We start from the raw sequence: 14,379 nt of genomic DNA, 5'->3' as shown, positions 1-14,379 counted from the left end.
CCATGCGGGAGATTGTGGTCATCGGTGTCGGTGCGGGTGATCCGGAGCAGGTGACGATGCAGGCGGTGTCGGCGCTCAACCGGGTCGACGTGTTCTTCGTGCTGGACAAGGGCGAGGTCAAGCAGGAGCTGGTCGACCTGCGATCGGAGATCCTGCGCCGGTACGCGACTTCGAAGGACTACCGTGTCGTCGTCGGCCGGGACCCGGAGCGGGACCGGACGAGTTCGGCGTACGTCGAGGCCGTCGACGACTGGCGGCGGCGCCGGGCGGACGTGTGCGCGGGGATGATCGCGGCCGAGCTGGGCGAGGACCAGGTCGGCGCGTTCCTGGTGTGGGGCGATCCGTCGCTGTACGACAGCACGCTGGCGATCCTGGACGACATCCTCGCGCGGGGTGAGCTCGCATTCTCGGTCGAGGTGATTCCCGGGATCAGCAGCGTGTCGACGCTCGCCGCGCGGCACCGGGTCGGGCTGAACCAGGTCGGTCGCCCGATCCAGATCACCACCGGGCGGCGGTTGGCGCGCGAATGGCCCGCTGGTGTGGACGACGTGGTGGTGATGCTGGACGCGCAGACCGCGTTCACCGAGCATCTCGACCAGGACGCCGACATCTACTGGGGCGCGTACCTGGGGACGCCCGACGAGATCCTGATCTCCGGTCCTGTGCGGGAGGTCGCGGCGGAGATCGAGAAGATCCGCGCCGAGGCCCGCGACCGCAAGGGCTGGATCATGGACACGTACCTGCTCCGACGCAGACCAAAGTCGTAGGCGGCGGTCGGGTTCCTGCTGTGGGCCAGAACACACCAGGGTTCGGGCACGTAGCATCACCGCTGTGGCGAGGACTGAAGTCGATCGGTGCCCTGGTGTGCTGGCAGTGCACCAGGCGGCTGACGGCGGTCTCGCGCGAGTGCGGCTACCCGGTGGACGGCTGACTGCGGCACAGCTCGACGTACTGCGTCTTGCTGCCGCAGAGCTGGGTGACGGGCGGCTGGAGCTCACGTCCCGCGCCAACGTGCAGCTGCGCGGCCTGACGGACCACGGACCGCAGGAACTGTCGGACCGGCTGTTCACGGCCGGTCTCCTCCCGTCACTCCCCCACGAACGCGTGCGGAACATCCTGGCGTCGCCGCTCTCCGGTCTGGACCAGCAGTCGCGGTACGACGTACTCCCGGTGGTAACTGCACTCGACCGCGCGCTGTGCGACCGCCCCGCGCTCGCTGACCTGCCTGGTCGGTTCCTGTTCGCGCTGGACGACGGGCGCGGGGATCTGGCTGATCTCCGGGCGGACGTGACAGTGCGGGCGCTCGACGAGCGGATCGCCTTGCTGAGCCTCGGGACGCTTGGTGTGCAGGTGGAGTGGGATGTCGTTCCTGAGCTGATGCTGGCTGCCGCGGAGGCGTTTCTGGAGGTGCGCGACCAGGAGTGGCGGATCGCCGAGGTTCCTCAGGGCGCGTTGCAGATCTTTGCGCGGCTCGGGCTGCAGGCTGCTGAGGTGCCGCCGACAGGCGCGACACGGGTCACGGCGGGCCGGCACGGGGCCGGGCTGGTGGTCACGGTGCCGCTGGGCAGTCTCACGCAGGAGCAGGCGGCCGCACTGGCGCAGGTAGGGCCAGAGGTGCGCATCACGCCGTGGCGGTCCGTGGTGGTGCCGGCCGACGCTGCTGGACTCGAGGCAGTCGGGCTGATCACGACCCCGGACTCGAACTGGGAAGGTGTCACGAACTGTGCGGGTCGACCTGGATGCGCAAAGGCGCTGGCTGACGTGCGAGCGGACGCAACCAGGCTGCTGGGCGGGGACGCGGATCGCCCGGCGGAGGATCCGGTGGAGGGCCCAGCGGGTAGCCGGGGGGAAGACCTAGCGGGTGGACCGGGCCGGGGGTTGAGCGGGGTGTTCGGTCGCGGGCGGCGGGTGCACTGGTCGGGCTGTGAGCGGCGGTGCGGCAAACCGGCCGCCGGCTTCGTGGACGTTCTTGCGGTGACTGACGGTTATCTGGTGGACGGGGAACGGGTGTGAGTTACGAGTACGAGCGTGACGGCGCGGAGATCTACCGGCGGTCGTTCGCGACGATCCGGGCGGAGGCGGCGCTCGACGGGTTGCCGGCCGACGTGTCGCAGGTCGCCGTACGGATGATCCACGCCTGCGGGATGACCGATCTGGTCGCCGACCTGGCCTGGTCTCCCAACGTGGTCAAGAACGCCCGCGCCGCCCTCCAGGACGGGGCGCCGATCCTGTGCGACGCGCAGATGGTCGCGGCCGGTATCACGCGGCGACGGTTGCCGGCGGACAACGAGGTCATCTGCACGCTGCAGGATCCACGGACCGTGGAGCTCGCACAGCAGCTCGGCACCACCCGCAGCGCCGCCGCGGTCGACCTGTGGCTCGACCGCCTCGAAGGCGCGGTTGTTGCCATCGGCAACGCCCCGACCACGCTGTTCCGGTTGCTCGAGGTGATCGCGGCGGGCGGGCCCCGTCCGGCGGCCGTGCTGGGGATCCCGGTCGGGTTCATCGGCGCGGCGGAGTCGAAGGAGGCTCTGGCGGCGAACGAGCTGGGGCTGGATTACCTGGTGGTCAGAGGACGGAGAGGCGGCAGCGCGATCACCGCGGCCGCCGTGAACGCGATCGCGAGTGAGGCGGAGTGATGGGCGAGGGTACGCCGACCGACGCGACAGGCGCGGCAGGTGGGGTGGGGCGGCTGTGGGGCGTCGGGCTGGGCCCTGGTGATCCTGAGCTGGTGACTGTGAAGGCGGCCCGGTTGATCGGGGCCGCGGACGTGATCGCGTTCCACAGTGCGCGGCACGGGCGGAGCATCGCGCGCTCGGTCGCCGCGCCGTACCTGACGCCGGGACAGGTCGAGGAACACCTCGTCTACCCGCTCACCACGGAGACGACCGACCACCCCGGCGGGTACCAGGGCGCGATGGACGACTTCTACGCCGACTGCGCCGCCCGCCTCGCCGCTCACCTGGACGCCGGCCGCGACGTCGTCGTCCTCGCCGAGGGCGACCCGCTGTTCTACGGCTCCTACATGCACATGCACAAACGGCTCGCGGACCGCTACCCGTGCGAGGTGGTCCCCGGCGTGACCTCGGTCAGCGCCGCGGCCGCCGTCCTCGGCCGACCGCTCTGCGAACGCGACGAGATCCTCACCGTCCTCCCCGGCACCCTTCCACCGGACGTCCTCGCCGACCGCCTCCGCACCACCGACGCGGCAGCCGTGATGAAACTCGGCCGCACGTTCGCCGGGGTCCGCGAGGCCTTCGAACTGGCCGGACGCGCCGACGAGGCCTGGTACGTCGAACGCGCCACCACCGACGCCCAGCGCACCGCACCGCTGAACGAGGTCGACCCGGACGAGGTCCCGTACTTCTCCCTCGCCCTCCTCCCGAGCCCGATCAACAACACGTTCACTGCTCCGACGACCAAGACCGCCACCGAAGGGTCGGTCACGGTGGTGGGCCTCGGACCGGCCGGACCGGAGTGGATGACTCCCGAGGTACGGGCCGCCATCGCCGGGGCGGACGACGTCATCGGCTACACCACGTACGTCGACCGGCTGCCGGAGCGGGCCCGTCAGCGCAAGCACGGATCGGACAACCGCGTCGAGTCGGAGCGGGCCGCGTTCGCACTCGACCTGGCCCGCAAGGGCTCCACCGTCGTCGTGGTGTCGTCCGGCGACCCGGGTGTGTTCGCCATGGCCAGTGCGGTGACTGAGGTGGCAGCGGAGCCGGAGTACGCCGATATCGCCGTACGCGTGCTGCCCGGGATGACAGCCGCACAGGCAGTTGCCAGCCGCGTCGGTGCACCGCTGGGACACGACTACTGTGTGCTGTCGCTGTCTGACCGCTTGAAGCCGTGGGAGGTGATCGCTCAGCGCCTGGCCGCTGCCGCACAGGCCGACCTGGCAATTGCGATCTACAACCCCGCCTCCAAGTCCCGCACCTGGCAGGTGGCAGCAACACGGGACCTGCTGCTGGAGCACCGCTCCCCCGGTACGGCGGTCGTTGTCGGGCGAGACGTGGGCGGTCCGGAAGAGGCGATCACCGTGACGACTCTGGCCGAGCTGGACCCTCAAACGGTTGACATGCGGTGTCTGCTCCTGATCGGCTCCTCACAGACCCGCACCGTGTCCCGCCCGGCCGGCCCCCTGGTCTTCACTCCACGCCGATACCCGGCGACGGTGAGTGACACCAGGCCAGGAGTCGGTTAAATCCGCCCTTCGACCGTGTCAGCTGAGGGGCGGACGGGTAAGGACCGCCCGGAAGCCGACCTGTGAGGAGCCAGCGGAGATGAGTCAGCAGTACCCCGGCGACACCGCCACGATCACCACGTCCGCAGGCGACGCGAGCACGCAGAAATACGAGGAGGCGCGGGCGGCGGCGAGCCGGGCGATGAGCACGATCTCGATCAAACCGGACCCGGACCAGCCGCTGCGGACACCCCCGCCCCCGGCGGCCGAGGCGGAGGTCGATCCGGAGCTGCTGTCGTACCGCGGGTTCAAGTTCGGCGCGGCGTTCTTCGGCTGGCTGGTCGCGATCTCGATGTCGGTGCTGCTGATGGCCGCCGTGGCCGCGGCCGCGTTCGGCACCGCCGAGATCCTGGACTACACCACCAGCGACGCGAAGGCGCAGCCGGGCGCGGCCTTGCTCACCGCGGCCGGTGTCACGGTCTTCATGCTGGCGGTGGCCTTCTACACCGGCGGATACGTCGCCGGCCGGCTGGCCCGCTTCGACGGCGGACGGCAGGGCTTCGGGGTGTGGATGATCGCGCTGCTCCTCAGCGTGGTCGCAGGTGGCGCCGGCTGGGTACTGGACAGCCAGTACGCCCTGGTCGACGACATCAACCGGCCGGACGTCGCACTGGCCGACAACACCCTGCTGCTCGGCAGCATCGGCGCGGCCGCCGCACTGCTGCTCCTGACCCTCCTGTTCGCGATCGTCGGCGGCAAGGCCGGCAGGCGTTACCACGATCGCATCGACGAGTTGCTCTGAGTAACCGTCACGTCGGTTTCTCGCCGGGTACCTGAGAGGTGACACGGGGCTTGTCCGGTGAGGAGAAGCTGACATGACACAGCAACATCACGAGGAGACGCGCACTGATCGGCTCGGCCCGTCCGAGCTGTACGACGACGAACGGAGCGTCCCGCCCACCGGTGAGCGGGTGTCCAGGAGCTCCGCGGGCGGCGCGACGTTCTACGGCTGGCTGGTCGCGATCGGCCTGATCGCCCTGCTGACCGGTGTCGCGGGCGCGATTGCGGCAGCCGTCGACTACGCGGCCACCTTCGACTGGTACGACGCCATGAACAGCGCGAACACCGCGGGCACCATCGGGATCGTGTCCGGCGCGATCATGCTGCTGATCCTGGCGATCGCGTACTACCAGGGCGGCTACGTCGCCGGTCGCCTCGCGCGCTCGACCGGCGCGCTGACCGGGTTCGGCGTCTGGCTGCTCGGGGTCGTGGTGACCGCGATCGTCGCGGGGCTCGCCACGCTCGCGGGTTCGCAGTACGACGTCCTGGACCGGATGAAACTGCCGTCGGTGCCGATCGCGGACCAGGCACTGACCACGGGCGGTCTGATCGCGGTGGTCGCCGCGGCACTGATCACGCTCGTCGCGGCGGTGGCCGGTGGCCGGGCGGGCCGGCACCGCCGGGTCGAAAGCAGCACCGACTGAGTGGCCTTACCCGCGGACGTGCTACAACGGGCACAACCAAAGGGGCCTTTGTGGACCAGCTGTCAACTCTCGGCGTCATCGGCCGTTCCCGCAAGGAGAACGAGCACCGGCTGCCGATCCATCCGCACCACTTCGAGCGGATCGACGAGGATCTGCGGCGGCACATCTATCTCGAGACCGGGTACGGCGACCAGTTCGGCGTCTCCGACAAGGAACTGGCCGAATCGGTCGCCGGGGTCCTCGGCCGGGACGAGCTGATCGCCACCGCCGACATCGTCGTGCTCCCCAAGCCGCAGCCCGAGGACCTGGCCGGGCTGCGGCCCGGGCAGGTTCTCTGGGGCTGGCCGCACTGCGTCCAGGACGACAAGGTCACCCAGCTCGCGATCGACCGCCGGCTCACGCTGATCGCGTTCGAGGCGATGAACCACTGGACCGCCGACGACCGGTTCAGCCTGCACGTGTTCCACAAGAACAACGAGCTCGCCGGGTACTGCTCGGTCCTGCACGCACTCGAGCTGATCGGGTCGACCGGCGACTACGGGCGCCGGCTCCGGGCGGTGGTGATCGGGTTCGGCGCGACCGCCCGCGGAGCCGTGACCGCGCTGAGCGCCCACGGCGTCCACGATGTCGACGTACTGACCGGACGGGGTGTGGCCGCGGTCGGTTCGCCGATCCATTCGGCCCGGATCATCCAGTTCGACCACGACGACCCCGCGGACGACGATCCGCGGCGCAGTCACGCGCTGACCGACCGGGGCAGGGTGCCGCTGGCCGGGTTCCTGGCCGAGCACGACGTGGTCGTGAACTGCGTCCTGCAGGACCCCGACGCGCCGCTGACGTTCCTGATCGAGGAGGATCTCGACCTGTTCGCGCGGGGGAGCCTGATCATCGACGTCTCCTGCGACCTGGGCATGGGGTTCAGCTGGGCGCGACCGACCGGGTTCGACGACCCGACATTCGTGGTCGGCGACCACATCACGTACTACGGCGTCGACCACAGCCCGTCGTACCTGTGGAACTCGGCGACCTGGGAGATCAGCGAGGCGCTGCTGCCGTTCCTCCGCCCGGTGCTCGAGGGCCCCGCCGCCTGGCACGCGGACGCGACCCTGAGTCGGGCGATCGAGATCGAGGACGGCACCATCCGCAACCCGGGCATCCTGTCCTTCCAGCACCGCTCTCCCGACTATCCCCACCCACGGATCTGATCCTGTCAGGCCGGGAAGACGCGAGCCGGGTACGGCGTTGTTCGCAGTGTGCTTGAAGTAGCGGTGATCGGCGCGGGGCAGGCCGGCCTGTCGGCTGCGTACCACCTGGTGCGGCTCGGGTTCACGCCGTACGACGAGGTTGTCGTGCTGGATCGGAACGCGGCGCCGGGCGGCGCGTGGCAGCACCGGTGGGACTCGCTGACGATGCACGACGTCCACGGGATCGCGAACCTGCCCGGCGTACCGGTCCCGTCGAGCGTCGGCGCGGAACGGGCGAACGAGTTCGTGCCGGCGTACTTCGCGGACTACGAGCAGCAGTTCTCGCTGCCGGTGGTGCGACCGGTGGCGGTCGAGAGCGTCCGGTCGATCGACGGCGGGTTCGCGCTGGAGACGTCGGCGGGCCGGTACGACGCCGCGGCACTGGTGAACGCGACCGGGACGTGGAATCGGCCGTTCATCCCTTGGTATCCGGGAATCGAGACGTTTGCGGGGCGGCAGCTGCACACCGCCGACTACCGCGGTGCCGGTGACCTCGCCGGGCAACAGGTGCTTGTCGTGGGTGGTGGAGCGTCCGCGGTGCAGCTGCTGGCGGAGATCTCCGAGTTCGCGACCACGACGTGGGTGACCCGGCGTCCTCCCGAGTGGCGCACCGGCGACGACTTCACTCCGGAGTACGGTCGCCAGGTCGTGGCGCGGGTCGAGGAACGTGTCCGCGCCGGTCTGCCACCGCGCAGCGTCGTCAGCGTCACAGGGCTGCACCTGCGGCCCCAGGAACAGGCGGCGTGGGACCGTGGCGTCTACACGCGGTTGCCGATGTTCTCGCGGATCACGCCCGACGGTGTCGAGTGGGCCGACGGTCGTCGGCAGCGCGTCGACACGATCCTCTGGGCGACCGGCTTCCGTGCGGACCTCGCCCACCTCGCACCGCTGCGGCTGCGTGAGCCCTCGGGCGGCATCCGCATGAACGGCACTGCGACGGTTGCCGACCCGCGCATCCACCTGGTCGGCTACGGTCCTTCGGCGAGCACGATCGGCGCGAACCGGGCCGGCTTCACCGCAGCCCGCGACCTCCGCGACCTGCTCAAACCGGCGGCGCTCAGCGCCTGACGGTCAGTCCTTCAGCTTGAACTGCAGGTCGGTGTCCCAGTCGTTCAGGTCCGGGACCTCCCGCGGGTCGGAGCGGTAGATCTCCAGGCGCGCCGTCCAGCGGTCGCCGTACGCGTCCCACTCGAGCCCCTTCTCCTCGGCCCAGGCGAGCAGATCGCGGGTTGCCGCCATCAACCCGTCCGGGTGGCCGTGGTGGGTGGCAGTCGCGTACCGGCCGGCCGGGAGCACACCGGTGACGATCTCGCCCTCTCCGGAGTGCAGATCGTCGACCGGGAACCCGATCTCCAGCACCAGCCCCGCCTCCATGTCGACCACGTCGTACTTGAAGAACGGCGCGTCGTTCGGCGCGATCTCCCGGGCAGCGAGCCAGTCGACGACATCCCGCAGCCGGTCCGCGAAGGCGGGGATGCCGCCCATCGCCACCTTGCCGCGCAGCGCGACGTACGGCCGCTCCCCGAGCTCCACGATCTCCGCCATGACCACAGCCCTCCCGACACTCGATATCGGCCTCAACCTACCGGAGCACCGGCCGGAGAGCGTCTACTAAGAGCAGGGGGTCGTCATGATCAAGTTCAAGGTGGCTGCAGCCGCTGCTCTCGTTCTGGTGGTCGGACCGTCCACGCCTGCTCTGGCCGAGCCGACGACGCCGATCACTTACAACGCCGGTACGACGGCGACGCGCTTCACCGGCCTGGCGTTCGACACCTGTACGGCGCCGACGCTCGCCCAGATGACCGCGTGGAAAGCATCGCCGTACAAGGCGATCGGCATCTACATCGGCGGGGTGAACCGGAGCTGCGCGCAACCACAGCTCACCCCGTCCTGGGTCACAGCCGTGACCGCGATGGGCTGGCGGCTCGTCCCGATCTACCTGGGACTGCAGGCACCGTGCAGTACGCGCACCACCGCACTGAAGATGTCGCTGACCGCCTCCAACCGCGAGGCGGTGCGAGACGCGGACGACGCGGTCGCCAAGGCGAAGGCGCTGGGCATCCTCCCGAGCAGCGCGATCTACAACGACATGGAGCACTACGACAACACCAACGCCGCCTGCCGCTCCGCCGTGCTCCATTACCTGTCCGCGTGGACGAAGCAGCTGCACCTGCAGCGGTACGTTGCGGGGGTCTACGGTCACCAGAACTCCGCCGCGCCGGACCTCGCGGCGGCGTACAACTCCAGCTCCTACGCCCGGCCGGACGCGCTGTGGATCGCACGCTGGGACGGCAACAGCTCCCTCACCGGCTGGCCTACCGTGCCGAACACGTTCTGGGCGGTAGGGCAGCGCGGCAAGCAGTACCAGGGCGACCACAACGAGACGCACGGCGGCGTGACGCTCAACATCGACAGCGATCGCTTCGACGCTCCGGTCGCGAGCGTTGCCTACAGGTACACCGTGCGTACGACGATCCACTCCTACAGCGGACCGTCGACGGCGTATCCGGTCCGCTCGACGATCGCCGCCAACTCGACGGTCCGCATCGTCTGCCAGACGTTCGGGCCGAAGGTCGGCACGACTACCGTCTGGGACAAGCTGATCGACGGCACCTACGTCACGGACTACTACGTGCGGACGCCGAACAAGACCGGCTACAGCCCGCCTCTCCCCGGCTGCGCGTTCCCGTTCCAGACCACCATCAACAACCTGTCCCGCCGGCAGGGGCCGGGTACGGCGTATGCGGCGTACCCGAACCCGCTGCCGATCGGGTCGCTCGCGTGGATCACCTGCCAGCGGGCCGGATCGAAGGTCGGTACCACCTCGGTCTGGGACCGGTTGAGTGACGGGAGCTGGGTCACCGACTACTACGTCGCCACGGCGAGCAAGACGACCTATACGGCACCGATCCGCCGCTGCTGATTGCTCTACTGGGCCCAGGGCGGCTGGATCGCCGTGCCGTCGGCCAGGTAGCCGGTGAAGCCCGCGGTGATCGCCACGATCAGCTCGGCCTTGTCCTCGCCGAGGTTGGTCAGTGCGATCGGCTCACCCGCCGGTACGACGACCGCGTCGCCGGCGCCGAGCTTGTCGCCGTCCGGGGCGAGCTGCACCGTGCCGCTGAGCACCATGAACACCTCGTCCCGGTCCAGCGTGTGCGGCGCATCGGCGCCGTGCCCGGGCGGAACCGTCAGCCGCCACGTGCACAGCCCGGCCGATCCCCGGCTCGGCGCGGCTAGCCCGGTGAACTCCACTCCCTGCAACTGGAACCGCGGCGCCTCGTCGGCGTGGATGACGTGCATGTCTGCCCCCTTCTCATTTAGTCAAGCTGACTTGACCAAGTCAGCTTGACTATCATGACCGCTATGACACGATCGGGCAAGCCGGATCTCGGCATCCTCCTGCTACTGGCCGACCAGGAGTTCGTCCGCGAGCTCCGCGCGCACACGACCGCCCAGGGGTTCGACGACCAGGGCCGCTCGGACGGCTTCGTCTTCCGGACGCTGTCCGACGGACCGACCACGATCAGCCGCCTCGCCGAGCGGCTGGAGATCACCAAGCAGGGCGCGAGCCAGATCGTCGACGACATGGAACGCCGCGGATACGTCGAACGCCGCCCCGACCCGTCCGACGCCCGCGCCCGCCTCCTCCACCTGACCGACCGCGGCCGGGCAGCGCTGTCCGCCGCGCGGCGCTTCCACCACGCCTACGAACGCCGCCTGCGCAACCGCCTCGGCGACGAAGCAGTCGACACCCTCCGCGACGTACTGACCGAGATGGCCGGCGAAGCCCAGGTCAGCACGCCGCACTTCCGGGCGTTGATGTTCTGAGGCGGGGCGTCGACCCCCAGGCCATCACAATTGCGCGTTGTCGGGGGGTTCCAGCGTGACGGGCTGCTCGCTTGGGGATTGTGATGGCCTGGCGGTCGCCATGGCCGCTGCGAGCGGTCGTTCGGGACCTACTGTCGAGCTGCACCCGACTCGAGCGTGGGGTCAGCTGAAGTACTTCGGGAAGTAGTCGTGGGTGGGCCAGGACGTGACGCCCCGGGCGGCGGTCCACAGGGCCGCGTCGATGTCGCCGTACGACTTGCCGCTGGCGTCGTCGCGGCGGTTGAAGACCGCTGCCCAGCTCATGCCGTTGTAGGTGCGGACCAGCAGGGAGTAGGTCCCCGGCATGCTGCCGGTGTGCCACGTGTTGCGGCCGGTGCCGCCGGTGACGGGGCGGATCTGCCAGCCGAGGCCGTAGTACCAGCCGCTGGAGTTCACCCCGGTGGATGGCTTCGCCCAGACGCGGCCGAGCGACGTACTGTTCAGCACGCTCGACGGCGCGTCGAACATCTTCGCCCAGCGCACCAGGTCCGGCGCGCTCGCGATCCAGCCGCCGTTCGCGTCCTGGATCCGCATGCTGAACGAACCGTACGGGCCGGCAACGGTCTTCCCGGACGTGTCGAGGACCGTCGGCCCGGAGTACTGCGACTCGTACGACGTCTCGCCGCTGTGCTTCGCGATCGTCCAGCCGAGCGACATCCGCTGGATCTTCAACGGGGCCAGCAGTTTCTGCTTCACGTAGTCCTCGTAGCTCAGACCGCTGACCTTCTCGATCACCCGGCCTGCGAGCAGGTACCCGAAGTTCGAGTAGGCGTACTTCGTGCCCGGGTCGAAGTCGAGCCTCTGACCGGCCATGTACTTGATCACGTCCGCGTGGCGCAGCTCCATCGGCACACCGAGCGTGCGGGAGATGGTCGCGTCCTTGAAGTTCGGGTCGCCGGAGACGTCGCGGTCCCAGCCGCCGAGATGCTGCAGGAGCTTCCACAAGGTGATCGTGGACCAGCGCGGGTCGCGGGCGAGGCCGGTGGCGGGCGTGATGTCGATCAGGTTCGCGACCGGCGTGGACAGGCTCAGCTTCCCGTCCTGAACGAGCTTCACGATCGCGGCGGCCGTGATCGACTTCGACAGGCTCGCGATCCGGAACAACGACGTCGGCTGCACGGTCAGCGCGGTCGACGTACTGTAGCCGCGGGCAAGCACCAGGCGCCCCTTGTAGGTCACCGCCACCTGCCCCGCCGTGATCCCCCGGGCCTGCATGAACGCCTTCATCTGGTTGTCGAACCCGGCCAGCGCCGACACGGCGGTCCCGGTGGTCTTCCAGGTAGCGGCCGCATCAGCGGGCCGCCCGATCGAGTAACCCGCAGCGGTCCCGACCGCGGCAGTAGCACCAGTGGCGACAGCGAGCTTACCGAGATTCCGGCGCGTCAGCTCCACGAACGTGTTCTCCTTTGACACAGGCGTGCACAACATAGAAAGTCTTTCACCCCACGGGGTCCACCTCACGAGCCAGTGCTTGCTCCGGGTCCGTGTCCGGCGGTTCGTAGTGTGGGAGTGGACGGGTGCCCCTGTGATCGACGAGGAAGCGGAATCCGTGAGGACTGATCCACTCGTCACACCCGCTTGGCACGCGCCGACTGCGCCACCCACCGAAGGTTTTCGCCCGGTGATGGAGCCGGTACGAGTCCCGGCCGGGCGACGGCTGGGAAACGCTGTACGACGGCGTACAGCTCGTTGGGGTGTCGGGCCGGTGGATGATGCGCCACCCGATCACGCTGAAACGCTTGTAGCAGCGAACAGCCCCGCGTGACGCCCGGGCGAAGGGAGCAAACCAACTCCCGGGCTGTCAACGAGCGGGGCTGTTCTGACCCGGGGCCGCCCATCATGCGGGTTCCCGGGTTCTCGTACGTCTACCCAAGATCCGCGTCGGTGATGCGCGCCCGCTCCAGCACCTCGTCCACGGTCCAGTCGGCCCACTTCTCGGTCTCCCGCGCCTGCCGCTTCCGCCAATCCTCCCGCCACGCGCAGCGCTGCGAACACCACCGACGCGGACGCCCGCGGCCGGCCGTACGGCGGCATCAGCGCACCACATCCCGGCCACCGTGGCTGTCGTCCCATGGCTGGCAGCGATTTCACGGGGTGCGAAAAGCGGAACGGTCCCGCGTGTGGCTCGGCTTCCCCTGCGCCCGTACAGTCGTACGGCCGACAGGTCATACCCCCTCCCCGGATCCGTCCGGCGTCGCCGCATCTACTGACCGGACTTCGGGAACCCACTTCTTCGTGTACATGCCCAGCGTGGTGTCGCCTAGGTATTCACCGAAGCTGAGTCCAGATGGGTCAAGTCCCTGGAAGTGGTGTAGTGCTGCGTGATCCTGGGGGTGGGTTAGGCGGTGAGTGCTGGTAGGTCGTCGGTTTCGATCTCGGGTTGGGTGTTGGTGTGGCTGGTGAGGCGTGAGCGGGCGAGGACGTCGAGGCCGAGGTAGCGGCGTCCTTCGGCCCATTCGTCGGTTTGTTCGGCCAGGACGGCGCCGACGAGGCGGACGATGGCGTCGCGGTTGGGGAAGATCCCGACCGCGTCGGTGCGGCGCCGGATTTCTTTGTTCAAGCGTTCGGCGGGATTGTTGGACCAGATCTGTGTCCACACGTCCTTCGGGAAGACGGTGAAGGCGAGAACGTCCTCGCGGGCCGCGGCGAGATGGTCGGCGACGGCGGGCAGCTTCTCGCCGACGTAGTCGAGCAGCCGGTCGAACTGGGCCTGCACCGCGTGCGCGTCGGGCTGGTCGTAGACCGAGTGCAGCATCGCCTTGACCGCCGGCCACATGCTCTTGGGGCAGATGCTCATCAGGTTCGCGGCGTAGTGCGTTCTGCATCGCTGCCAGGACGCGCCGGGCAGGTTCGCCGCGATCGCCTCCCGCAGGCCGGCGTGGGCATCCGAGGTGACGAGCCGGACACCGGCCAGGCCGCGGGCGACCAGATCGGCGAAGAACTCGTTCCAGGCCGGCCCGGTCTCACTGGTGGCCACGCGCAGGCCGAGGACCTCGCGGTGCCCGTCGCCGTTGACGCCGGTCGCGAGCAACACGACGGCGTTGACCACGCGGCCGCCCTCGCGGACCTTCATCGTGAGTGCGTCCGCGGCCACGAAGGTGAACGGGCCGGCGGCGTCGAGCGGCCGGTGCCGGAAGTCCTCGACGACCGCGTCGAGGTCGGCGGCCATCCGGGAGACCTGGGACTTGGACAGTGAGTCGATGCCGAGTGTCTTGACCAGCTTGTCCATCCGCCGCGTGGAAACCCCGGCGAGGTAGCAGTCGGCCACGACGGTGATCAGGGCCGACTCGGCGCGTTTGCGGCGCTCTAGCAGCCACTCCGGGAAGTAGGTGCCCTTCCTGAGCTTCGGAATCGCGACATCGACCGTTCCGACACGGGTGTCCAGGTCGCGGTGCCGGTAGCCGTTGCGCTGCGTCGTACGGCCCGGCGAGGGGCGTCCCCACTCCGCGCCGACCACCGCGTCGGCGTCGGCGGACAGCAGCGCGTTGATGATCGACTGCAACAGCGAACGCATCAGATCAGGGCTGGCTTCGGCGAGCGCCTCGCCAAGCAGACCGACAGGGTCGACAATGTGTGGTGCGGTCATCGTGATGGTCCT

The 14,379-nt window shown here is 69.3% G+C and carries 14 protein-coding genes; 10 read left to right on the top strand and 4 right to left on the bottom strand.

The window, feature by feature from the left end; genetic code table 11:
• Positions 1 to 2: 2 nt before the first annotated feature.
• The 8 genes from cobF (at position 3) to BJY22_RS16835 (ending at position 7,982) form a co-directional block, all read left to right on the top strand.
• On the top strand, positions 3 to 767 hold the full coding sequence (gene cobF / locus BJY22_RS16870) for a precorrin-6A synthase (deacetylating) (protein WP_167207868.1): 765 nt from the start codon (positions 3 to 5) through the stop codon (positions 765 to 767).
• A gap of 64 nt (positions 768 to 831) precedes the next feature.
• A complete protein-coding gene (locus BJY22_RS16865) occupies positions 832 to 2,013 on the top strand; it encodes a precorrin-3B synthase (protein WP_337758747.1) in 1,182 nt (393 codons plus the stop codon).
• Positions 2,010 to 2,639, top strand: coding sequence for a precorrin-8X methylmutase (locus BJY22_RS16860; protein ID WP_167207866.1), 630 nt, complete (start codon positions 2,010 to 2,012; stop codon positions 2,637 to 2,639). The genes BJY22_RS16865 and BJY22_RS16860 overlap by 4 nt, the downstream gene beginning before the upstream one ends.
• Positions 2,639 to 4,207, top strand: a complete 1,569-nt coding sequence (locus BJY22_RS16855) for a precorrin-2 C(20)-methyltransferase (RefSeq protein ID WP_167207864.1) — start codon at positions 2,639 to 2,641, stop codon at positions 4,205 to 4,207. The genes BJY22_RS16860 and BJY22_RS16855 overlap by 1 nt, the downstream gene beginning before the upstream one ends.
• 79 nt (positions 4,208 to 4,286) lie before the next feature.
• Positions 4,287 to 4,988: a hypothetical protein gene (locus tag BJY22_RS16850; RefSeq protein ID WP_167207862.1), complete on the top strand. Its 702-nt coding sequence runs from the start codon at positions 4,287 to 4,289 to the stop codon at positions 4,986 to 4,988.
• Between the two features lie 73 nt (positions 4,989 to 5,061).
• Positions 5,062 to 5,670, top strand: coding sequence for a hypothetical protein (locus BJY22_RS16845; protein WP_167207860.1), 609 nt, complete (start codon positions 5,062 to 5,064; stop codon positions 5,668 to 5,670).
• 50 nt (positions 5,671 to 5,720) lie between these two features.
• Complete coding sequence (locus BJY22_RS16840) at positions 5,721 to 6,875, top strand: Rossmann-fold NAD(P)-binding domain-containing protein (protein WP_167207857.1); 1,155 nt, start codon at positions 5,721 to 5,723, stop codon at positions 6,873 to 6,875.
• Between the two features lie 48 nt (positions 6,876 to 6,923).
• Positions 6,924 to 7,982, top strand: a complete 1,059-nt coding sequence (locus tag BJY22_RS16835) for an FAD-dependent oxidoreductase (protein ID WP_167207855.1) — start codon at positions 6,924 to 6,926, stop codon at positions 7,980 to 7,982.
• A 3-nt stretch (positions 7,983 to 7,985) separates the two neighbouring features.
• On the opposite strand, the gene BJY22_RS16830 is transcribed toward BJY22_RS16835, so the two are convergent.
• A complete protein-coding gene (locus tag BJY22_RS16830; protein WP_167207853.1) occupies positions 7,986 to 8,459 on the bottom strand; it encodes a GyrI-like domain-containing protein in 474 nt (157 codons plus the stop codon).
• An 85-nt stretch (positions 8,460 to 8,544) separates the two neighbouring features.
• On the opposite strand from BJY22_RS16830, the gene BJY22_RS16825 reads away from it, so the two are divergent.
• Positions 8,545 to 9,837, top strand: coding sequence for a glycoside hydrolase domain-containing protein (locus tag BJY22_RS16825; RefSeq protein WP_167207851.1), 1,293 nt, complete (start codon positions 8,545 to 8,547; stop codon positions 9,835 to 9,837).
• Positions 9,838 to 9,842: 5 nt separating this feature from the next.
• Here BJY22_RS16825 and BJY22_RS16820 read toward each other — a convergent pair whose 3' ends face one another.
• The gene (locus BJY22_RS16820) at positions 9,843 to 10,214 is read right to left on the bottom strand and encodes a cupin domain-containing protein (RefSeq protein ID WP_167207849.1); all 372 of its coding nucleotides are present in this window, start codon (positions 10,212 to 10,214) and stop codon (positions 9,843 to 9,845) included.
• Between the two features lie 63 nt (positions 10,215 to 10,277).
• Here BJY22_RS16820 and BJY22_RS16815 point away from each other — a divergent pair, with 63 nt between their 5' ends.
• On the top strand, positions 10,278 to 10,742 hold the full coding sequence (locus tag BJY22_RS16815) for a MarR family winged helix-turn-helix transcriptional regulator (RefSeq protein WP_167207847.1): 465 nt from the start codon (positions 10,278 to 10,280) through the stop codon (positions 10,740 to 10,742).
• A 162-nt stretch (positions 10,743 to 10,904) separates the two neighbouring features.
• On the opposite strand, the gene BJY22_RS16810 is transcribed toward BJY22_RS16815, so the two are convergent.
• Both BJY22_RS16810 and BJY22_RS16805 read right to left on the bottom strand, forming a co-directional pair.
• Positions 10,905 to 12,173 (bottom strand): serine hydrolase, encoded by a 1,269-nt coding sequence (locus BJY22_RS16810; RefSeq protein ID WP_202891145.1) that lies wholly within the window; start codon positions 12,171 to 12,173, stop codon positions 10,905 to 10,907.
• A 946-nt stretch (positions 12,174 to 13,119) separates the two neighbouring features.
• Positions 13,120 to 14,367, bottom strand: coding sequence for an IS256 family transposase (locus tag BJY22_RS16805; protein WP_167203572.1), 1,248 nt, complete (start codon positions 14,365 to 14,367; stop codon positions 13,120 to 13,122).
• Positions 14,368 to 14,379: the final 12 nt, after the last annotated feature.

It is taken from the genome of Kribbella shirazensis (assembly GCF_011761605.1).
Lineage (GTDB): Bacteria > Actinomycetota > Actinomycetes > Propionibacteriales > Kribbellaceae > Kribbella > Kribbella shirazensis.
Note: the sequence above shows the minus strand (reverse complement) of the source record. Positions and strands in the feature narration are given on the sequence as shown.

Coding starts and splice junctions, on each gene's coding strand:
- BJY22_RS16845 (WP_167207860.1), top strand. CDS start 5,062: ATGACACAGCAACATCACGAGGAGACGCGCACTGATCGGCTCGGCCCG.
- cobF (WP_167207868.1), top strand. CDS start 3: ATGCGGGAGATTGTGGTCATCGGTGTCGGTGCGGGTGATCCGGAGCAG.
- BJY22_RS16830 (WP_167207853.1), bottom strand. CDS start 8,459: ATGGCGGAGATCGTGGAGCTCGGGGAGCGGCCGTACGTCGCGCTGCGC.
- BJY22_RS16815 (WP_167207847.1), top strand. CDS start 10,278: ATGACACGATCGGGCAAGCCGGATCTCGGCATCCTCCTGCTACTGGCC.
- BJY22_RS16855 (WP_167207864.1), top strand. CDS start 2,639: ATGGGCGAGGGTACGCCGACCGACGCGACAGGCGCGGCAGGTGGGGTG.
- BJY22_RS16850 (WP_167207862.1), top strand. CDS start 4,287: ATGAGTCAGCAGTACCCCGGCGACACCGCCACGATCACCACGTCCGCA.
- BJY22_RS16825 (WP_167207851.1), top strand. CDS start 8,545: ATGATCAAGTTCAAGGTGGCTGCAGCCGCTGCTCTCGTTCTGGTGGTC.
- BJY22_RS16805 (WP_167203572.1), bottom strand. CDS start 14,367: ATGACCGCACCACACATTGTCGACCCTGTCGGTCTGCTTGGCGAGGCG.
- BJY22_RS16820 (WP_167207849.1), bottom strand. CDS start 10,214: ATGCACGTCATCCACGCCGACGAGGCGCCGCGGTTCCAGTTGCAGGGA.